The sequence below is a fragment of the Minwuia sp. genome (assembly GCF_048007105.1).
GTDB lineage: Bacteria > Pseudomonadota > Alphaproteobacteria > Minwuiales > Minwuiaceae > Minwuia.
In genome coordinates, this window is sequence record NZ_CP180352.1 from 2,996,869 (window position 1) to 3,017,051 (window position 20,183).

Genomic DNA, 20,183 nt, shown 5'->3' on the forward strand with positions numbered 1-20,183 from the left:
GGATGACCCAACGCACGGCACTGATCACCTGCGTCCAGCGCTATATGGGGGAGGCGATCCGCGAGCGCTTCGAGGCAGACGGCATCCGTGTCGTCACCGGCGACTATCCGATGACGACGCAGCGGGACTGCGAGGACCTGATCGCCGGCGCCGGCGAGATCGACATCCTGGTCGCGAACCTCGCAGAGCCACCCATGACGGGCCCGATACAAAAGATCGAAAACGATAACTGGAACAAGCTGTTCAATTCGCTTGTTCATCCATTGATGTATCTGGTCCGCGCGGTGACGCCGCAGATGCTCGCGCGGGGCTCCGGCAAGATCATCGCCGTGACGAGCGCAGCGCCGCTAAGGGGCATTCCCAACAACGCCGCCTATTGTGCTGCGCGCGGGGCGCAGAACGGTTTCATCAAGGCGGTCGGGCTGGAACTGGCGCGGTCGGGCATCCACGTGAACGCCATCGCCCAGAACTACATCAACAACGACACCTATTTTCCCGACGGGGTTCTCGACGATCCGAAGTTTCTGGACCACGTGAAGCGCAACGTGCCGACCAACAAGGTCGGCGCCGCCTCCGAGACCGCCGAACTGGCCGCCTATCTCGCGAGCGAAAGATGCAACCACATGGTCGGGCAGATCATCCCGCTGGCCGGCGGCTGGACGACCTGACGGGCAAACAGGGTCTCCAATCGGACATCGGGCGTCCATTTTGGGATAGTCAGGCTGGGCCTGCCTCGCGAAACTCGGGGCCTGACAATCGAGGGAGTCGGACGGCATGCGCTATTCGGCGCTGAGCATCGCCTGGAACGCGCTGACCGGTAACCGGAACTGGCAACCGGTCTGGCGCGATCCGCTGCCAAAAGCGGAATACGACATCGTCATCATCGGCGGCGGCGGACACGGGCTGGCGACGGCCTACTACCTGGCGAAGGAACACGGCATCACCAATGTCGCCGTGGTCGAGAAGGGGTATCTCGGCTCGGGCAATGTCGGACGCAACACCACGATCATCCGTTCCAACTACCTGCTGCCGGGCAACGAGCCCTTCTACGAATGGTCGATGAAGCTCTGGGAAGGGCTGGAGCAGGACTTCAACTACAACGCCATGGTGAGCCAGCGCGGCATCATCAATCTCTACCATTCCGACGCCCAGCGGGACGCCTATGCCAGGCGCGGCAACGCCATGCTGATGGCCGGCGCGGACGCGGTGCTGCTGGACCGCGACGGGGTGCGGGAGAAGTGCCCCTTCCTGAACTTCGACAATGCGCGCTTCCCGATCATGGGCGGGCTCTGGCAGCCGCGTGCCGGCACGGCCCGGCACGATGCCGTCGCCTGGGGCTATGCCCGCGGGGCCGACAGCCGCGGCGTCGACCTGATCCAGAACTGCGAGGTCACCGGCCTGCTGATCGAGGATGGCCGCTGCACCGGCGTCGAGACCAGCCGCGGTACAATCCGGGCGAGGAAGGTCGCGTCCTGCGTCGCCGGGTCCTCCAGCCGGATCATGTCGATGGCGGGACTGCGCCTGCCGATCGAGAGCCATGTGCTGCAGGCCTTCGTCTCGGAGGGTCTGAAGCCGGTCGTGCCGGGCGTCATCACCTACGGCGCCGGGCACTTCTACATTTCCCAGTCCGACAAGGGCGGGCTGGTCTTCGGTGGCGACATCGACGGCTACAACACCTATGCCCAGCGCGGCAATCTGCCGACCATCGAGCATGTCTGCGAGGGCGGCATATCGATGTTCCCGGCCATCGGTCGGGCGCGGATGCTGCGCATGTGGGGCGGGGTGATGGACATGTCGATGGACGGCTCGCCGATCATCGACCGCACGCCTGTCGATGGCCTCTATTTCAACGGCGGCTGGTGCTATGGCGGCTTCAAGGCGACGCCGGCTAGCGGCTGGTGCTATGCGCATCTGCTGGCGACGGACCGGCCGCACATGGTGGCCGAGAAGATGCGGCTGGACCGGTTCAGGACCGGGCACCTGATCGACGAGACGGGCCGCGGCCCGCAGCCGAACCTGCATTGAGGCGCCGGGCATGATCATCGACCATCCGCTGCTGGGCCCGCGCGACGCGTCGGAATTCACCTATCTGGGCGACGCTTCGCTGATCGACCGGCCGGACCGCGATGCCCCGGACGCGATGGAACGGTTCCATGACTACGTCTATCTGCGCGACAACCCGGCCGGCGAGCACCGCGAGCTCTGGTATCACGAGCATGGCGACCGGTCCTGGCTGGTGGTCACACGGAACACGCTGACCCACGAGATCACGAAGGTCGAACTGGCCCGCGATGTCGCGCTGGCGCAGGGGCGGGGCGCATGAGCCAGCCATCGGCCAGAGATGTCATCCCCGTTTTGCGTCAGCGAACACGGGGATCGGGTGCCGAACTGCGCTCCATTCTGATCGCGATCCCCGCGCCTCGCTTCGCTCGGACGGGGATGACAGGTTCAGGATTTAGACGGGAGGCGGTTGCATGAGCCAGTCCTTCCGTGTCGAGGGTGGTCTGATTGATCGGGGCCGCAGTCTCTCCTTCCGTTTTGACGGTCGGAACATGACCGGCCATCCGGGCGATACGCTGGCCTCGGCGCTGCTGGCCAATGGCGTCCGGCTGGTGGGGCGGTCGTTCAAGTATCACCGTCCGCGCGGCATCTTCTCGGCTGGATCGGAGGAGCCGAACGCGCTGGTTCAGCTGCGCTCGGGCGCCCGCGACGAACCCAATACAAGGGCGACCGTCGCCGAGCTGTTCGACGGGCTGGAAGCGCGGAGCCAGAACTACCGGGGATCGCTGAAGCGCGACCTGCTGGCAGTGAACGACATTCTCTATCCGTTCCTGTCGGCCGGCTTCTACTACAAGACCTTCATGTGGCCGCGGAAGTTCTGGGAGCGCATCTACGAGCCGATGATCCGCAGCGCTGCCGGGCTTGGGCGGTTGTCGGGCGAGCCCGATCCGGATACCTACGATCATGGCTACAGGCACTGCGACCTGCTGGTCATCGGTGCGGGGCCGGCGGGCCTGATGGCAGCGCTGTCGGCGGCCCGTAGAGGCGATCGGGTGATCCTGGCCGACGAGGACTTCCTGCCGGGCGGCCGCCTCAACGCGGAGACTCTCGAGGTCGGTGGCGGGCCGGGTCACCAGTGGGCTGCAGAGACGGCTGCGGAACTGTCGGCCATGCCCAATGTCCGTCTGATGACGCGGACCGCGATCTTCGGCGTCTACGACCACGGCGTCTTCGGTGCGCTGGAGCGCTGCACCGATCACCTTGCAGACGGCGGCGGCAAGCCGCGCCAGATTCACTGGCGTATCCATGCGAAGCGCTCCGTGTTGGCGGCCGGCGCGACCGAGCGGTCCATCGCCTTCGGCATGAACGACCGGCCGGGCGTCATGCTGGCCGGCGCGGTGCGGACCTACGTCAACCGCTATGGCGTCGCGCCGGGCCGCAAGGTGGCCGTTTTCACCAACAATGACGACGGTTGGCGCACGGCCCATGATCTGGCCGCGAAGGGCGTTCAGGTTACAGCCGTGATCGATTCGCGTCCCGACGTGCAGCACATCTCGCCGGAAGGGTCGGAAGTGGTGCTCGGCGGTCAGGTTGCCGGCACGCGCGGCCGACTCGGCCTGACGGAAATCCGGCTGGCTAGCGGCGAGGGCATCGAGGCGGATTGTCTGGCCGTCTCCGGCGGCTGGAACCCGAATGTCCATCTGACCTGCCACCACCGCGGCAAGCCGGTCTGGCGTGAGGACATCGCTGCCTTCGTGCCCGGCGGCGAACTGCCGCCTGGCATGAGTGTCGCCGGCGCCGCCAATGGCGCACTGACCCTTGCGGCGGCCCTGCGCGAGGGCGCCGAGGCGGGCGGCGGGACCGAGGTTCCGGAGGCCGGGGACGAGCCGCGCGACATCAAGGCGCTCTGGCATGTCCCGGCCAGTCGTGGCCGCGCATGGCTGGACCTGCAGAACGATGTCACGGTCAAGGATGTGAAGCAGGCCCATGCCGAGGGCTTCCGTTCCGTCGAGCACGTGAAGCGGTACACGACGCTGGGCATGGCCACCGACCAGGGCCGCACGGCGAATGTCGGCGGACTCGCTGTGCTGGCGGAAGCGGCGGGCAAGTCGATTGCCGAGACCGGAACGACGATCTTCCGGCCGCCCTACACGCCGGTGGCGATCTCGGCCCTTGCGGGCCGGGGACGCGGCAAGCACTTCATGCCGACGCGGAAAACGCCGAGCCACAGATGGGCCGAGGAACGCGGCGCGGTCTTCGTCGAGGCCGGCTTGTGGCTCCGCGCCCAATGGTATCCGCTGTCCGGCGAGACGCACTGGCGCGAAAGCGTGGACCGCGAGGTCAAGGGGACACGCGGCTCGGTCGGGGTCTGCGACGTGACCACGCTCGGCAAGATCGAGATCCGGGGGCGCGACGCGACCACCTTCATCAACCGGGTCTACGCCAACGGTTTCGCCAAGCTGCCGGTCGGCAAGGTCCGCTACGGGCTCATGCTCCGCGAGGACGGCATCGTCTACGACGACGGCACCACGGCGCGGCTGGCCGAGGATCATTACGTCATGACCACCACCACGGCCAATGCGGTGCTGGTCTACCGGAATCTGGAATTCTACCGCCAGTGCATCTGGCCCGGGCTCGACGTGCACCTGATCTCGGGCACCGACCAATGGGCGCAGTTTTCGATCGCCGGGCCGAACAGCCGGAAGGTGCTGGAGAAGCTGGTCGACCCGGATCACGACATCTCCAACGAGGCTTTCCCCTACATGGCCTGCGGCGAGATTTCGGTCTGCGGCGGCACGCCGGCGCGGCTGTTCCGCATCTCCTTCTCCGGGGAACTGGCCTACGAGATCGCAGTGCCGGCGCGCTACGGCGATGCGCTGATCCGGAAGATCATGGAAACCGGCGAGGAGTTCGGGATCGTGCCCTACGGCACCGAAGCGCTGGGCGTCATGCGTGTGGAAAAGGGCCACCCCGCCGGCAACGAACTGAACGGCCAGACGACAGCGCGGCAACTCGGTCTCGACCGCATGGTCTCCAGGAAGAAGGACGCCGTCGGCAATGTGCTCTGCGACCGCGAAGCCTTCACTGCGGACAATGATCTCCGGCTGATGGGCTTCCGCCCCGTCGATCGCGCGCAGGAACTCAAGGCCGGCGCCCACTTCATCAGCCACGGATTCGCGGCGGTGATGGACAATGACGAGGGCTGGATGAGCTCGGTCGCCCACTCCCCCGAACTCGGCCATGCCATCGGGCTGGGCTTCATCCGCAATGGTGCGGAACGGGTGGGCGAGACAGTCATCGCCGCCGATCCGTTGCGCGGTCAATCCATCGAGGTGGAGATCGTGTCGCCCCATTTTGTGGATCCGGACGGGGAGAGGCTGCGTGTCTGAGACAGGTCTGATGGCGACAGCACCGCTCGACGGCTTCGCCTTCTCCGGCGACGGCATCTCGGTCGAGGCTGTCGAGGATCTCGCTATCGTCGCGGTATCCGTGCCCGGTGACGGCCAGGCGGCGCTCGGTGAGGCTCTGCAGGCGGGATATGATCTGGAGTGGCCGGGCACTGGGCGTTCAAGCGGGGAAAGGACCCGGTTGATCGGCCTTTCGCCGGACCAGGCCTTTCTGATCTTCCGTCATGACGGGCATGGCGCGGAAGCCGTGGTTGCCGGAAAGCTCGGCGAGACGGCGTATCTGTTCGATCAGTCGGATGCCTGGGCGGTTCTGCGCATGGAGGGCGCACGCTGCCGCGCCGCGCTGGAGCGGATCTGCATGCTCGATCTGGACGATGCCGCATTTCCCGAGGGCGCGCCGGCCGCACGCAGATGGAGCACCTTTCGGTCATCCTGCTGCGCGAGGGGCCGGCGAGCTGGCTGTTGATGTCGCCCAGATCGTCTGCGGAGTCGTTCCTCGACGCGGTGATGACATCCGTCCGGAACATATTGCCCCACTGACCCGCTGGGCGGGTTCGTGACAGGGTATCGTACAGCCACGCATGGGGGATGGCGGGTGAACGCGGAAGTCGAACGCAAGGGCGTGTGGAAGTCCGGCAAGGGCAAGGGGCGCCGCACGCCGAAGGGCCGGCAACTCGACGAGACCGCGCTGGAAGAAGTCCAGGACCTGCTCGGCCAACGGCCGCGCCGCCGCGACCTGCTGATCGAGCATCTTCATCTGATCCAGGACCGCTACAGGCACCTGTCGGCGGCCCATCTGCGCGCTCTCGCCGAGGAAATGCGTCTCGCCCAGGCCGAGGTCTTCGAAGTCGCGACCTTCTACGCCCATTTCGATGTGGTGAAGGAAGGCGAGACCCCGCCGCCGCCGCTCACGATCCGGGTCTGCGACAGCCTCTCCTGCGAACTGGCCGGTGCACAGCAGTTGATGGAAAACCTCCGGGAAGGACTTGATCCGGCGGAGGTTCGCGTGGTCCGGGCGCCCTGCATGGGACGATGCGATACGGCGCCGGTGCTGGAGCTTGGACACAACCACATCGACCATGCAACGCCGGATAAGGTCGCCGAGGCCATCGAGTCCGGCGAGACCTACGTCCGGATTCCGGATGTCCAGCTGTTGCCGGACTACATCGCCGTCGGCGGCTATGACACGCTGAAGGCTCTCCGGGGCGGCGAGAAGACGCCGGACGAAGTGCAGGACCTCGTGCTGTCCTCGGGTCTTCGCGGTCTGGGCGGAGCGGGTTTCCCCTCGGGCCGGAAATGGTCCTTCGTGCGCGGCTACGAAGGCCCGCGCTATCTGGCCGTGAACGGCGACGAGGGCGAGCCGGGGACATTCAAAGACCGGGAAGTGCTGGAGCGTGAACACCACGTCTTCCTCGAAGGGGTGCTGATCGCGGCCTGGGCGGTCGAGGCGGAGAGAATCTTTCTCTACATCCGCGATGAGTATCCGGTCGCGCTGGCGGTGCTCGGCATCGCCATCCTGGCGCTCGAGGACGAGGGGATCATCGAGAAGGGCTATATCGAACTTCGCCGCGGCGCCGGCGCCTATATCTGCGGCGAAGAGAGCGCAATGATCGAGAGTATCGAGGGCAAGCGCGGCCTGCCCCGGCACCGCCCGCCATATGTCGCCGAAGACGGTGTCTTCGGCGGCCGACCCTGGTCCACAATGTCGAGACACTCTACTGGATCGCCCGGATCTGCCGGGAAGGCCCGGAGATCCTGTCGGGAGTGGAAAAGAATGGCCGCAAGGGACTGCGCGCCTATTCGGTTTCCGGACGGGTGAAGGAACCGGGCGTGAAGCTGCTGCCGGCCGGCTCGACGATCCTCGACATCATCGAGGCGTCGGGCGGGATGCTCGACGGCCATATCTTCAAGGCCTATCAGCCGGGCGGCCCGTCCTCGGGCCTTTTGCCGGCTTCGCTGGACGACGTGCCGCTGGACTTCGACATGCTGCAGCCCCATGGCAGCTTCATCGGCTCGGCGGCCGTGGTGGTCCTGTCCGATCGGGACAGTGCGAAGGCCGCGGCGTTGAACATGCTCCGCTTCTTCGAGGACGAAAGCTGCGGGCAGTGCACGCCCTGCCGGGTCGGCTGCGAAAAGGCGGTCAAGCTGATGCAGAAGGATGCCTGGGACGGAGAACTTCTGGAAGAACTCTGCCAGGTGATGGAAGACGCTTCGATCTGCGGTCTGGGGCAGGCGGCGCCGAACCCGATCCGGCTGACCCTGAAGCATTTCCCGGAGGAAGTCCGATGATCAGACGGTTGCTGGCCGGTGCGGCGATCGTCCTGGCGGCGGCTGGCGCTCATGCCCAGCAGCATGGCCACGGCCAGCCCTATGCCGGCCAGCACGCGCGGGATATCAGCAGTTTGAGCGCTGCAGATATTGCGGCGCTGGAGGCTGGCCATGGCTGGGGTCTGGCGAAACCGGCAGAGCTGAACGGCTATCCCGGTCCGGCCCATCTGCTTGAACTGCACGAGGAACTTGAACTGGATGATGGCCAGATGGCCGCGATCCAGTCCATCCACGACCGGATGCGCCAGAAGGCGCGGGAACTGGGGGCGGAACTGCTGGCGGCCGAAGCCGACGTCGATCGGCTGTTCCGGGAGCGGAAGGCCGATGCCGGTTCTCTGCGGGCGGCGCTGAACCGCGCGGCGCAGGCGAAGCTTGCGCTTCGGGAAACGCACCTGGCCGCTCATCTGGAAGTGACGCCGCTGCTGACGGAACATCAGCGGCAGACCTATGGCATGCTGCGCGGCTATGGCGGCAGCGCGCACGGACGACATGGGAGCCAGTAGCATGGCGGTGAGCTTCACGCTGGATGGCCGCGAGGTCGAGGCCCGGGACGGCGAGAGTATCTGGGATGTGGCGAAGCGGGAAGGGACGCTGATCCCGCATCTCTGCCACGCCGATCAGCCGGGTTACCGGGCCGATGGCAATTGCCGCGCCTGCATGGTCGAGATCGAGGGCGAACGAACCTTGGCCGCATCGTGTATCCGCCAGCCCGCTGAAGGCATGACGGTTCATACGGCGACGGATCGCGCGGAGAGGGCGCGGAAGGGCGTGATCGAGCTTCTGCTGGCCGACCAGCCCGAGCGAAAGGCGGCGCATGACCGTTCGTCCCATTTCTGGGACATGGCGGAGATGCAGGGCGTGTCCGAAAGCCGCTATCCGGCGCTGGAGAAGGACCGGGTCCCGCTGCTGGACGACAGCCACGTTGCCATGCGGGTCAATCTGGACGCCTGTATCCACTGCAATCTCTGTGTAAGGGCCTGCCGCGAGGTCCAGGTCAACGACGTGATCGGCATGGCCTTCCGCGGCCACGATGCCGAGATCGTCTTCGATTTCGAGGATCCGATGGGCCAGAGCACCTGCGTCGCCTGCGGCGAATGCGTGCAGGCCTGCCCGACGGGCGCGCTCATGCCGGCCACGGCGGTGGACGCTGCGCAGCAGGGCGACAGCCGGGCCTTCGACCGGGAGGTGAAGTCGGTCTGCCCCTATTGCGGCGTCGGCTGCCAGCTCAGTTTCAAGATCCGCGACGAGAAGATCGCATGGGTCGATGGCGTGGACGGGCCGGCGAACGAGCAGCGGCTTTGTGTGAAGGGCCGCTTCGGGTTCGACTACATCGCCCACGATCACCGCCTGACGAAACCGCTCATCCGGCGCGATGACGCGCCGGCGAAGGGGCTGAACGTCGATCCCTCGACCCTGTCGACGCATTTCCGCGAAGCCAGCTGGGAAGAAGCGCTGGAAATGGCCGTTGGCGGCCTGTCGAAGCTGCGCACCGATCACGGTGGGCCGTCGGTGGCCGGTTTCGGTTCGGCCAAGTGCTCCAACGAGGAAGCCTATCTGTTCCAGAAACTGATCCGTCAGGGCTTCGGGCACAACAATGTCGATCACTGCACGCGGCTCTGCCACGCGTCTTCGGTGGCGGCGTTGATGGAGAATGTCGGCTCCGGGGCGGTGACGGCGACCTTCAACGAAATCGAGAATGCCGACTGCGCCATCGTCATCGGCGCCAACCCGGTCGAGAACCACCCCGTCGCGGCGACCTATTTCAAGCAGTTCGCGAAGCGCGGCGGCAAACTGATCGTCATGGATCCCCGCGGGGTCGGCCTGGGCAAGTACGCCACGCACATGCTGCGTTTCCGGCCCGGTGCGGATGTCTCGATGCTGAACGCGATCATGCATGTGATCGTGGAGGAGGAACTCTACGACGCGCAGTACATCCAGGCCTTCACCGAGAACTGGGACGCCCAGAAGGCGCATCTCGCCGGTTTCGCGCCCGAGAAGATGGCCGAGGTCTGCGGGGTGGACGCGGAGCTGCTGCGCGAGGTCGCGCGGACCTTCGCCACCGCCAAGGCGGGGATGATCTTCTGGGGCATGGGCATCAGCCAGCACATCCACGGCACCGACAATTCCCGCTGCCTGATCTCGCTGGCGCTGATGACGGGGCAGGTGGGCCGTCCGGGCACTGGTCTGCATCCGCTCCGCGGACAGAACAACGTGCAGGGCGCCTCGGATGCCGGCCTTATCCCGATGTTCCTGCCGGACTACCAGCCGGTCGCCGATGACGGCGTCCGGTCCAGGTTCAACGAGATCTGGCAATCCGACGATTTCTCGAACAAGGCCGGCCTGACAGTGGTCGAGATCATGGACGCCATTCATGCCGGGCGGATCCGCGGCATGTACATCATGGGCGAGAACCCGGCCATGTCGGACCCGGACGTCGAGCACGCCCGCGACGCGCTGGCGAAGCTGGACCATCTGGTGGTGCAGGACATCTTCCTGACCGAAACCGCGAACTACGCTGACGTCATCCTGCCGGCGACGGCCTGGGCCGAGAAGGCCGGGACGGTCACCAACACGAACCGGCAGGTGCAGATGGGCCGGCCCGCTGTCCCGCCGCCGGGCGAGGCGAAACCGGACTGGTGGATCACGATCCAGATCGCCAATGGACTCGGCCTCGGCTGGAGCTACGCGCACCCGCGCGACGTCTTCGCCGAGATGAAGCTGTCGATGAAGTCGCTGAACAACATCACCTGGGACCGGCTGGAGGCCGAAGGCGCGGTCACCTATCCGAGCCTCAGCCCCGACGACCCTGGCCAGCCCATCGTTTTCGGCGACGGCTTTCCCAGGCCCGACGGCCGCGCGCGCTTCACGCCGGCCAGCATCGTCGCGCCGGACGAGACGCCGGACGCCGACTTCCCCATGGTGCTGATCACCGGCCGTCAGCTGGAGCACTGGCACACGGGTTCCATGACCCGCCGCACGCAGGTGCTGGACGGGATCGAACCGGAAGCGACCTGTTCGATGAACCCGAAGACGCTGAAGGATCTCGACCTCTGGCCGGGCGACATGGTGCGTCTGACGACCCGGCGCGGATCGGTCGAGGTCATGGTTCGCGGTGACCGCGCGGTCTCGGAAGGCAATGTCTTCATGCCCTTCGCCTTCGTGGAGGCGGCGGCCAACGTGTTGACCAATCCGGCGCTCGACCCCTATGGCAAGATCCCGGAGTTCAAGTTTTCCGCGGTGCGTGTCGAGAAAGCGTCCGCACCTGTCGCGGCTGAATAAGCCCCGCGGGACCGGCTCCCGCTAACTGCCGCTCATCTGCAGGCGGCGAACCAGGGAGCATTGTCGTCATGGCTCACAAGAGCGACATCGAGATTGCGCGGGCGGCGACCAAGAAGCCGATCCAGGAGGTCGGGCTGAAACTCGGCATTCCGTCCGAGGCGCTGCTGCCTTACGGCCATGACAAGGCGAAGATCTCCCAGGAGTTCATCAATTCCAACCGCGGCAAGCCGGACGGCAGGCTGATCCTCGTCACCGCCGTCAATCCGACTCCAGCCGGCGAAGGAAAGACCACGACCACCGTCGGTCTCGGCGATGGCCTGAACGCGATCGGCAAGAAGGCGGCGATCTGCATCCGCGAGGCCTCGCTGGGCCCGTGCTTCGGCATGAAGGGCGGCGCGGCCGGCGGCGGTTACGCGCAGGTGATCCCGATGGAGGACATCAACCTCCACTTCACCGGCGACTTCCACGCCATCACCTCGGCGCACAACCTGCTGTCGGCGATGATCGACAACCACATCCACTGGGGCAACAAGCTGGGCATCGATGCCCGCCGCGTCGCCTGGCGGCGGGTGCTGGACATGAACGACCGCGCGCTGCGGCAGGTCGTTCACAGCCTGGGCGGCATCGGCAACGGCTACCCGCGGGAGAGCGGCTTCGACATCACCGTGGCCTCCGAGGTCATGGCGATCCTTTGCCTGGCCACCGATCTGGAGGACCTGCAGAAGCGGCTGGGCGACATCATCATCGCCTACACCCGTGACCGGAAGCCGATCTACTGCCGCGATCTGAATGCCGACGGCGCCATGACGGTTCTGCTGAAGGATGCGATGCAGCCCAATCTGGTGCAGACGCTGGAGAACAATCCGGCCTTCGTCCATGGCGGCCCGTTCGCCAACATCGCCCATGGCTGCAATTCGGTGGCGGCGACGACCGCGGCGCTGAAGGTTGCGGACTATGTCGTGACCGAGGCCGGCTTCGGGGCCGATCTCGGGGCCGAGAAGTTCATGAACATCAAGTGCCGCAAGGCGGGTCTGGCGCCCGATGCCGTGGTCATCGTCGCCACGGTCCGCGCGATGAAGATGAACGGCGGCGTGGCGAAGGACGACCTCAACGCCGAGAATGTCGAGGCCGTGCAGAAGGGTTGCGCCAATCTGGGGCGCCACATCGAGAACGTGAAGAGCTTCGGCGTGCCGGCCGTCGTCGCCATCAATCACTTTGTCTCGGACACGGATGCCGAGATCGAGGCGGTGAAGGCCTATGCGGAGAGCATGGGATCTGAAGCCATCGTCTGCCGCCACTGGGCGGATGGTTCGGCGGGCATCACCGATCTCGCCCATCGCATCGTGGAGATCGCCGACAGCGGCGCGGCGCAGTTCAGCCCGCTCTATCCCGACGACATGCCGCTGTTCCAGAAGATCGAGACCATCGCCAGGCGCATCTACCGCGCCGACGAGGTTGTGGCCGACCAGAAGATCCTGAACCAGTTGAAGAAGTGGGAAGCCGACGGCTATGGCGGCCTGCCGGTCTGCATGGCCAAGACCCAGTACAGCTTCACGACTGATCCGAACCGCCGAGGCGCGCCGACCGGCCACAGCATTCCGGTCCGCGAGGTCCGCCTCTCGGCCGGTGCGGGCTTCATCGTCGTCATATGCGGGGAGATCATGACCATGCCCGGCCTGCCGAAAGTGCCGGCGGCCGAGCAGATCATGCTGAACGAGCAGGGCGAGATCGAAGGTCTGTTCTGAGGACAGGCCGGCGTGCGGGCGGTGGCGGGCCGGCCCCTGCCTTCCACCTTGCCGCCCACCTCCCTCTGGGCCGAGTGTGTTCCTGACCTCAACTGTCAACCGTCAATGAAGTTCCGTTTAAGGTGTTGGTGTGAGGATTTTTCGGGTTGTCAGAGCTTTTTTGGCCTGCTTCGATATTGGTATCAAATAGGTAGAATAAGGCTGGGCGGTGATCAAAAATTTGCTTGCGCTGATAGCGACGATTGCCGTTCTTTATTATCTCGGGATTTTTGGGGGAGGCGAAAGGCAAGAAGGAATTTCAGATAATACTTCAAAATTGCGAATATCAGGCGCATATTCCAACCAAAATGAGTGCAAATTTGGAGAAGTCACAAGTGGGAGATTTTATGTAAATGCACAAGACGTGAATTTTAGGAGTGGTCCAGGTGTTAAATTTGACAAAATTGTCAATGAAAGAGCTACCAATATAATTGGAACCATCACATTTCGAACGCTCTCAAAATATATGGTATTGGAGGGGCGCTGCGAAACCTCGGATTGGTTGAATGCAGAGATCGTTGAGGCCGACGGAGCATCGGTGAATTGGGGTGCTGGTTGGGTTCACAAGGATTTTGTGTCGAGTCGACCATCGTCGGAGCAATCAGCTGGGTTATTATGGGATATTTCATCAGAGAATGCTTTTACGGACAATGAGAAGCGCTTTCTGATAAGAAAGTCTTTGGAAATACTAAAAAATAGTAAGAATTGTGCAAAGATTATTACTGGATATCATAGTTCTCGTTATCCAAATTCTTTTTATGTCACCTGTATTGATGCGAGCGGCGGGTTGCCATTTAATGTATGGGTCAAACCTTGAATATCGTGAGTGGGAGTCGATTTGCTCAGGCGCGGTTTGCTGGAGCGTACGGTTGCCCGTATCATCGTCGTGATTATGAGCATGCCAAGCCTCCCAAGGGTGCCGGCAGCCAAGTAGATCATGCTGAACGCGCAGGGCGAGATCGAAGGACTGTTCTGACCGGCCGGATGCCGGTCATCCCCGTTTCGGCGACGCCGGACACGGGGATCCGGTCAATCGTCCAGCCTTGCAGCGAAGCTGCTCCGGACCCCCGAGTGGCGCAGTCGCGCCATCGGGGGTGACCGCCACGATCAGAACTTCGGCGCGGTCTCGGCGACGGCGGGGTTCACCATCATCTCGTTGAACCAGTTGGCCAGACCCGGCCGGCCCTCGCGCCAGTTGTCGTCGGCGTGCCGCCAGTCAGCGTAGCCCAGCGCCGAAATCGCCGCGATGGTGCCGAAGTCCAGAACCGTCGGCTGATTGGTCAGCCGCTCGTTCAGCGCGTCGTAGCAGCGGGCGGCGCGTGCGCCTTCCTTGTCGATCAGCGCCTGGGACTTCTCGCCGTCGTCGCGGCGCTTCTCGTGGCTGCGGGTGAACAGCGAATCCATCAGCAGCGAACCGATGCCCTCCATCTCCAGCACCTTCTCGGCCCGGTCTGCTTCGCGCGGTGTCAGCTTGCCGCCGGCTGCGTCGTTCAGATAACGGGTGATCAGCAGCGTCTCGGTCAGGTAGACGCCGCTGTCGGTCAGCAGGCCGGGCACCTTGCCGCCGGGGCCGAGATCCAGCAGTTCGCCCACGCGGTCGGCCAGCGGCGACATATCGACTTCCTCGATCTCCAGCCGCGCCGTGCGGGCGACCAGACGGGGGCGGCGGGCGTAGGGCGAGTTCTGGGTGTAGAAGAGCTTCATTCGTGCCTCATTTCTGCATGGCCGGCCTGTGCCGGACCTTAACGGGTTGATCCTTCGGGTTGGCCGGACGATAGACAGAGACAGACACGAACCCAACAGGAAGAAACGCCCCATGACCGCAAAATCGATCAGCCGCTATCCCGTGCCGGACATCAACGACCTGCCCGACGACCTGAAGGAAATGGTCCTGAAGGTGCAGGAGAAGTCCGGATTCGTGCCCAACGTGTTTCTCGGCCTGGCCCACCGCCCGGATGAGATGCGCGCCTTCTTCGCCATGCACGACGCGCTGATGGAGCGCGAAGGCAACCTGACCAAGGCCGAGAAGGAAATGATCGTCGTCGCAACTTCCAACGCGAACGGCTGCCAGTACTGCGTCATCGCCCATGGCGCGATCCTGCGGATCCGGGCCCGGAACCCGCAGATCGCCGATCAGGTGGCGATCAATCACAAGAAGGCCGACATCACGCCGCGCCAGATGGCGATGCTCGATTTCGCGATGAAGGTCTGCCTCGACAGCCGCAACATCTCCGACGAGGACTTCGAGACCCTGCGCGGGCACGGCTTCGACGATGAGGACATCTGGGACATCGCCGGGATCACGGCGTTCTTCGGCATGTCCAACCGGATCGCCAATTTCACGTCGATGCGCCCGAATGACGAGTTCTATGCGATGGGGCGCGGCTAGGACGCGGACTCATAAACGCGGAGCCATATCCGGGTTGAAGCGATGAGGACGGCTGCGAGGTAGTTCCGGGCGGATTTCTCGTAGCGTGTTGCGATCTTCCGGAAGTGTTTGAGTTTGTTGAAGAAGCGCTCGACGACATTGCGTCGGCGGTAGAGCGCCGGATCGACGCTGCGCTGGACCTTGCGGTCGCGCTGGGTGGGAATGTGGCCGCGACCGCCCTGCGCCGCGATCAGGTCCAGCACGGCCCGGGCGTCATAGCCCCGGTCGGCCACCACGTCGCCCGTCGCCGGATGGGCGGCAAGGAGTTCCGCAACAGCCGCCTTGTCGGAGGCCTGGCCCGGGCTGAGCACCAGCGCGACCGGCAGGCCGCGCTCGTCGACCATGGCGTTGATCTTGGTGCTCAGTCCTCCACGAGAACGGCCAATGGCGTGATCCGCGCCCCCTTTTTGCCGGAGGCGGCGTGCTGGTGGGCGCGGATGATGGAGCTGTCGATGAACTGCATCGAATCCGGCGATTTCCTGGCCAGCGCTTCGAAGACCCGCACCCAGACGCCCGCCTTCGCCCAGCGGTTGAAGCGGTTGTAGACCGTGGTGTGCGGGCCATAGCGCTCCGGCAGGTCGCGCCAGGGCGAGCCGGTGCGCAGCACCCAGAAAATGCCGTTGAGAACCCTGCGGTCATCCACCCGGGGAACGCCCCGCGGCTTGTTCGGGAGCAGCGGCTCAATCAGCTCCCATTCGAAATCGGTCAGATCAAAGCGTGCCATTCCGGACCTCCTGCGATTCACCCACCAGAGTGAATCACCCAAAGAACCGAAACAGAATCCCCTTTATGGGTTCAGAACCTAGGGCGGATCAGGGAAGCGGGCCGATGCCCGCTGCGTGACGTTCCAGTGCCGCCAGCCCGAAATCAGTCGGCGGCTCCGACGGCGTGCGGTCGAAAACCTCGCCGAGCCCCAGACGCCGGGCCGTCAGCCGTTTGCCGTAGCAGACGAACCGGTCGATCGACTGCATCAGGAAGGTGACCAGCGGCAGCATGTCCCGGTAAAGGCGGTCGGCCTCCTCGTGTCGGCCCTGCCAGATGGCCTCGACGATGCGGACCTGAATGTCGACCAGTTCAGGCGCGATGATCATCCCGGCGCAGCCCGCACGGATGTTGTCCGTGAGTTCCAGACCGCCCCGTCCGTTGAACACGGAAAGGCGGTCGCCGAGGGTCTCGATGGTGGCGCGGATATCGAGCGCCGAGCCTTCGCCCTTGAGCAGCCGGAAGTTCTCATGCCGGCGCGCGAGTTCCCGAAGCCCGTCATCGGAAAGACTGTTGGCGAGATAATGCGGCGCATTCTGGATCCCGACGGGCAGGGGGCATGCCGCCATCACACCGCCGAAGAAGTCGACGAGTTCATCCTCCTCGACATGCCTGTCGCGAGGCGGCTGAAGGATCACCCAGTCGACACCCAGTTCGGCCGCAGTCCCAACGAATTCAATCTGTTCCGCGGAGGTATTACCATAGACTGTGATGGCGACAGGGACCCGATCCCCCACGTCTTCGACGAGCCAGCGCATGATCTGATGGCGCTCGGCCGGGCTGAGCTTGTGCACTTCCGTTGCCAGTCCGAGTGCGGCCATGCCATGCGCGCCGGCGGCGATGCAGGCCTCGGTCTAGCGGCGCATGGCCTCCCGGTCCAGCGCGCCATCCGCGCCGAAAAAGGCGTAGAGAATGGCGTAAACGCCGCCGAAGGGCGGATTATTCGAAGACATGCTCCGGCCCCGGGAAGCGTCGCTCGCGCACGTCTTCCGCATAGGCGGCGACCGCGGCCCGCGCGCCTTCGCCATGCTCGGCGTAGCGCCTGACGAAGGTGGGCACATATTCACTGGCCCGGCCGAGCATGTCGTTGATAACCAGGATCTGGCCGTCGCAGCCGGCCGAGGCGCCGATGCCGATGGTCGGCGCGGCGATCCGGCCGGTGATTTCCCGGGCCAGCGGTTCGATGGTGCCCTCGATCACGACGGCGAAGGCGCCGGCCTCGGAGATCGCCTCGGCGTCGCGTGTGACCTTCTCGGCAATCTCGCTCTTGCGGCCCTGGGTGCGGAACCCGCCCAGCATGGCGGCCTTCTGGGGCATCAGCCCGACATGACCGAGTACCGGGATGCCGCGCTCTGTCAGGAACTTCACGGTCGGCGCCATCTCGGTGCCGCCTTCCAGCTTGATGGCGGAACAGCCGGTCTCCCGCATGACCCGCGCGGCGTTCCGGAAGGCGGTCTCGGGACTTTCCTCGACGGTGCCGAAGGGCATGTCGACGACGACCAGCGCATGGTTCGCGGCACGCATCACCGCCTGTCCGTGCAGGATCATCATCTCCAGCGTCACGCCCTGGGTGTTCGGCAAACCGTGGACGACCATGCCCAGGGAATCGCCGACGAGGATGAGGTCAACGAGGTCGTCGATCTCCTGCGCCGTGGGATAGTCGTACGCGGTCAGGCAGACGAGCGGCGTCTTGCCCTTGCGGGCCCGGATCCCGGGCACGGTCATCCGTTTCGGTGCCATCGGTCGGCCTCCCTCAGAAGGTCACGGCGCTGTCGGCGGGCATCACGTCGAAGGCGACGCTGATCCGTTCCTCGTCGGTGTCGAACGGTATCGTCCGGTGACCGAAATAGGCCGGGAACAGCACGATCAGCCCTTCCTCGGGCTTCACCAGCCGCAGCGGCGGTTCGTTCTTCGCGCCGAGCATATAATAGGCGCGGCCGAATTCCAGCCAGCCCTCGGGTTCGCGCGCCGGATCGTTCACCGCCGACGGCAGCTTCGGGTAGTAGACGCCGGACAGCCAGCTCGGCGGGTGGAAATGGACATCCTGGAAGCCGCCGCGGTCGATGATGTTGGCCCAGCAGGCGATCTCGGTCCGCTCGGGCCGGCGAGCGAGAAACGGATGGTCGGCGTTCACCGGATGCAGATCCCGGTACTGCGCCACCGCCTTCTCGACGATGACGCGGAAGGCGACGACCGCCGGATCGTCGCTGTCCAGCAGTTCGCGTGTGCTCTGGCCGCCCTTCAGCGAGCGGTTGAGCTCGGAATAGGCCAGGCTCGCATGCTGACGGATATAGGCTTCGAATGCTGTGTTGAAGGCCTCGACGCTGTCGAAACCCTCGGGCGGCTCGACCCGCATCGGCATGACCAGCCCCTCGATGTCGTAGATCGAGGCCGCTTCATCGGACCGACCCATCTCGTTCAGGGCCATCGCCTTGTAGGCGAGGGCGGTGTTGTCGCCCGGCCGGATTTCCAGCGCCTTTTCTGAAGCGGCGACCGCGCTCTCGTGGTCCCCGGCGCGGAAATGCGCCAGCGCCGTCATGGTCTGGAAGTCCGCGACATTGGGGTTGGCTTCGGAGGCGCGGCGCAACACCTTCAGCGCCTCATCCTCGCGGCCCGTGACCGCCAGCGCGTAGCCGAGATCGTAGGCGATGCCGGGATCGCCCTGGAAATGGCGGTGGGCGCGGCGGTGCGGCTCGATCGCCTCCTCGAAGCGGCCGATCTTGCTGAGCAGGTGGCCCAGATTGCGCTGTGCGCCGGCATGATTGGGATTGAGACGGATCGCCTGCTTGTAGGCCGAGATCGCACCCTCGACGTCGTTCATGCGCGAACGGACGGTGCCCAGATTGTAGTGCACATCCGGATTGCCGGCAGCCACCTTCAGGGCAGAGGCATAGGCCTTTTCCGCGCCGGCGAAATCGCCGCCCTGTTGCAGCGAGGCGCCGAGCTGCTCCAGCAGCCCGACATGGCCCGGCGATTGTTTCAGCGCCTTGCGCAGCGACTCCGCCGCCGCCAGCCACTTGCCGTTGGCATACTGTGCCCGGCCCAGATTTCCGAGGATGTTGATGTCATCGGGGAAGCGGGGCAGCAGCCGCTCGAATGCGGCCTCCGCCTCGACCGTGCGCCCGGCGAGTCCCAGCGCGACACCCAGATTGAACAGCACTTCCGGCTGGTCGGGCGCTTCCTTCGCCGCCATCTCCAGGAAGTTCAGCGCGACGTCCTGACGGCCCCGCTGGCTCTCGGCCATGCCGGACATGAACAGCGCCGGCGCGTTCTTCGGCGCGACCTGCAACACCTGTTTCGCTGCCTTCAGCGCTTCCTTCGGTCTGTTGGCCTGCAGCGCCGACTTCGCCTCGCCCAGCATGCGGTCGATCTGTGCCTGATCCGCCATCGGCGCCTCAGCGGCCCTGGAAGGCCGGCTTGCGCTTCTCCATGAAGGCGGTCCGGCCCTCGACATAGTCGGCGCTGGCGAAACACGCGGTGGTCGCTTCCTCGCAGGCGGCGAGGTCGCGGCGGTCCGGATCCTTCAGCAACTCGTCGATGCTCATCTTCGCCGCCCGGATCGTCATCGGCGCGTTTTCGGCAATCTTCGTGGCGTAGTCGCGGACATAGGCGTCCAGCTCGGCGGCCGGGACGACACGGTTCACCAGGCCCATGGCCAGCGCTTCCCCGTGGTCGAACTGGCGGGCGGTGAAGAAGATTTCCTTCGCGAAGGCCGGGCCGACGAGGTCCATCAGCCGCTTGATCCCGGGCCAGCCATAGCCGAGGCCGAGCCGCGCGGCGGGGACGGCGAAGCGGGTGTTGTCGGCGGCGATGCGGATGTCGGTCGAGATCGCCACGGCGACGCCGCCGCCGATGCAGAAGCCGTTGATCATCGCGATCACCGGCTTGGGCGAGTTCACCAGTGCCTGATGCGCCTTGGCGGATACCGAGTCGTAGATCTTCGTCGCCTCGGGCGAGTTGCGCTTCTCGCCGAATTCCGAGATGTCGGCGCCGGCGATGAAGGCCTTGTCGCCGGCGCCCTTCAGCACGATCACGCGCACGGTGTCGTCGGCAAGGAAGTCTTCCATGATCGCCGGAATTGCGGCCCACATCTCGACCGAGACGGCGTTGCGCTTTTCCGGCTGGTTGAAGGTGATCCAGCCGATGCCGCCTTCCTTCTCGGCCAGCATCTTGGTGGTTTCGAGCTGCATGTGG

Annotated in this window: 16 protein-coding genes and 1 pseudogene; 11 read left to right on the forward strand and 6 right to left on the reverse strand. The window is 65.0% G+C overall.

The genetic code is table 11. The features are described from left to right. The first annotated feature begins 2 nt into the window (after positions 1–2). From ACMVY4_RS14545 to ACMVY4_RS14590, 10 genes and pseudogenes are all read left to right on the forward strand, one after another. On the forward strand, positions 3–668 hold the full coding sequence (locus tag ACMVY4_RS14545; protein ID WP_416896738.1) for an SDR family oxidoreductase: 666 nt from the start codon (positions 3–5) through the stop codon (positions 666–668). Between the two features lie 106 nt (positions 669–774). Beyond that, positions 775–2,025: a sarcosine oxidase subunit beta family protein gene (locus tag ACMVY4_RS14550; protein WP_416896739.1), complete on the forward strand. Its 1,251-nt coding sequence runs from the start codon at positions 775–777 to the stop codon at positions 2,023–2,025. A gap of 10 nt (positions 2,026–2,035) precedes the next feature. Then, positions 2,036–2,323, forward strand: coding sequence for a sarcosine oxidase subunit delta (locus ACMVY4_RS14555; protein WP_416896740.1), 288 nt, complete (start codon positions 2,036–2,038; stop codon positions 2,321–2,323). 151 nt (positions 2,324–2,474) lie between these two features. After that, positions 2,475–5,390 carry a sarcosine oxidase subunit alpha family protein gene (locus ACMVY4_RS14560; protein WP_416896741.1) on the forward strand — a complete coding sequence of 972 codons (2,916 nt, stop codon included), beginning with the start codon at positions 2,475–2,477 and terminating at the stop codon, positions 5,388–5,390. Next, positions 5,383–5,874, forward strand: coding sequence for a hypothetical protein (locus ACMVY4_RS14565; RefSeq protein ID WP_416896742.1), 492 nt, complete (start codon positions 5,383–5,385; stop codon positions 5,872–5,874). Before ACMVY4_RS14560 ends, ACMVY4_RS14565 begins: the two co-directional genes overlap by 8 nt. Positions 5,875–6,003: 129 nt before the next feature. Continuing rightward, positions 6,004–7,697, forward strand: a pseudogene (locus tag ACMVY4_RS14570) (NAD(P)H-dependent oxidoreductase subunit E). After that, the gene (locus ACMVY4_RS14575; RefSeq protein ID WP_416896743.1) at positions 7,694–8,239 is read left to right on the forward strand and encodes a Spy/CpxP family protein refolding chaperone; all 546 of its coding nucleotides are present in this window, start codon (positions 7,694–7,696) and stop codon (positions 8,237–8,239) included. The pseudogene ACMVY4_RS14570 and the gene ACMVY4_RS14575 overlap by 4 nt, the downstream one beginning before the upstream one ends. 1 nt (position 8,240) lies before the next feature. Beyond that, positions 8,241–11,015 (forward strand): formate dehydrogenase subunit alpha, encoded by a 2,775-nt coding sequence (fdhF, locus tag ACMVY4_RS14580; protein WP_416896744.1) that lies wholly within the window; start codon positions 8,241–8,243, stop codon positions 11,013–11,015. A 68-nt stretch (positions 11,016–11,083) separates the two neighbouring features. After that, positions 11,084–12,760 (forward strand): formate--tetrahydrofolate ligase, encoded by a 1,677-nt coding sequence (locus ACMVY4_RS14585; RefSeq protein WP_416896745.1) that lies wholly within the window; start codon positions 11,084–11,086, stop codon positions 12,758–12,760. A 208-nt stretch (positions 12,761–12,968) separates the two neighbouring features. Continuing rightward, positions 12,969–13,616, forward strand: coding sequence for a hypothetical protein (locus ACMVY4_RS14590; protein ID WP_416896746.1), 648 nt, complete (start codon positions 12,969–12,971; stop codon positions 13,614–13,616). A gap of 290 nt (positions 13,617–13,906) precedes the next feature. On the opposite strand, the gene ACMVY4_RS14595 is transcribed toward ACMVY4_RS14590, so the two are convergent. Continuing rightward, positions 13,907–14,503 (reverse strand): glutathione S-transferase family protein, encoded by a 597-nt coding sequence (locus ACMVY4_RS14595; protein ID WP_416896747.1) that lies wholly within the window; start codon positions 14,501–14,503, stop codon positions 13,907–13,909. A 112-nt stretch (positions 14,504–14,615) separates the two neighbouring features. Here ACMVY4_RS14595 and ACMVY4_RS14600 point away from each other — a divergent pair, with 112 nt between their 5' ends. Continuing rightward, complete coding sequence (locus ACMVY4_RS14600; protein ID WP_416896748.1) at positions 14,616–15,188, forward strand: peroxidase-related enzyme; 573 nt, start codon at positions 14,616–14,618, stop codon at positions 15,186–15,188. Here ACMVY4_RS14600 and ACMVY4_RS14605 read toward each other — a convergent pair. The 5 genes from ACMVY4_RS14605 to ACMVY4_RS14625 all read right to left on the reverse strand — a co-directional run bounded on the left by ACMVY4_RS14605 (position 15,185) and on the right by ACMVY4_RS14625 (position 20,179). Beyond that, a protein-coding gene (locus ACMVY4_RS14605) for an IS5 family transposase (RefSeq protein WP_416896749.1) occupies positions 15,185–15,951 on the reverse strand; the annotation gives its coding sequence in 2 pieces (ribosomal slippage) (positions 15,185–15,627 and positions 15,627–15,951; 768 coding nt in all). The two genes, ACMVY4_RS14600 and ACMVY4_RS14605, sit on opposite strands and share 4 nt — an antisense overlap. An 88-nt stretch (positions 15,952–16,039) precedes the next feature. Next, a complete protein-coding gene (locus ACMVY4_RS14610) occupies positions 16,040–16,831 on the reverse strand; it encodes a dihydrodipicolinate synthase family protein (protein ID WP_416900319.1) in 792 nt (263 codons plus the stop codon). A 97-nt stretch (positions 16,832–16,928) separates the two neighbouring features. Further along, positions 16,929–17,729: a 3-methyl-2-oxobutanoate hydroxymethyltransferase gene (gene panB / locus ACMVY4_RS14615; RefSeq protein WP_416896750.1), complete on the reverse strand. Its 801-nt coding sequence runs from the start codon at positions 17,727–17,729 to the stop codon at positions 16,929–16,931. Between the two features lie 13 nt (positions 17,730–17,742). Beyond that, positions 17,743–19,377 (reverse strand): tetratricopeptide repeat protein, encoded by a 1,635-nt coding sequence (locus tag ACMVY4_RS14620; protein ID WP_416896751.1) that lies wholly within the window; start codon positions 19,375–19,377, stop codon positions 17,743–17,745. A 7-nt stretch (positions 19,378–19,384) separates the two neighbouring features. Then, complete coding sequence (locus ACMVY4_RS14625; RefSeq protein ID WP_416896752.1) at positions 19,385–20,179, reverse strand: enoyl-CoA hydratase; 795 nt, start codon at positions 20,177–20,179, stop codon at positions 19,385–19,387. Positions 20,180–20,183: the final 4 nt, after the last annotated feature.

Coding starts and splice junctions, on each gene's coding strand:
- ACMVY4_RS14545 (WP_416896738.1), top strand. CDS start 3: ATGACCCAACGCACGGCACTGATCACCTGCGTCCAGCGCTATATGGGG.
- ACMVY4_RS14550 (WP_416896739.1), top strand. CDS start 775: ATGCGCTATTCGGCGCTGAGCATCGCCTGGAACGCGCTGACCGGTAAC.
- ACMVY4_RS14555 (WP_416896740.1), top strand. CDS start 2,036: ATGATCATCGACCATCCGCTGCTGGGCCCGCGCGACGCGTCGGAATTC.
- ACMVY4_RS14560 (WP_416896741.1), top strand. CDS start 2,475: ATGAGCCAGTCCTTCCGTGTCGAGGGTGGTCTGATTGATCGGGGCCGC.
- ACMVY4_RS14575 (WP_416896743.1), top strand. CDS start 7,694: ATGATCAGACGGTTGCTGGCCGGTGCGGCGATCGTCCTGGCGGCGGCT.
- fdhF (WP_416896744.1), top strand. CDS start 8,241: ATGGCGGTGAGCTTCACGCTGGATGGCCGCGAGGTCGAGGCCCGGGAC.
- ACMVY4_RS14585 (WP_416896745.1), top strand. CDS start 11,084: ATGGCTCACAAGAGCGACATCGAGATTGCGCGGGCGGCGACCAAGAAG.
- ACMVY4_RS14595 (WP_416896747.1), bottom strand. CDS start 14,503: ATGAAGCTCTTCTACACCCAGAACTCGCCCTACGCCCGCCGCCCCCGT.
- ACMVY4_RS14600 (WP_416896748.1), top strand. CDS start 14,616: ATGACCGCAAAATCGATCAGCCGCTATCCCGTGCCGGACATCAACGAC.
- panB (WP_416896750.1), bottom strand. CDS start 17,729: ATGGCACCGAAACGGATGACCGTGCCCGGGATCCGGGCCCGCAAGGGC.
- ACMVY4_RS14620 (WP_416896751.1), bottom strand. CDS start 19,377: ATGGCGGATCAGGCACAGATCGACCGCATGCTGGGCGAGGCGAAGTCG.
- ACMVY4_RS14625 (WP_416896752.1), bottom strand. CDS start 20,179: ATGCAGCTCGAAACCACCAAGATGCTGGCCGAGAAGGAAGGCGGCATC.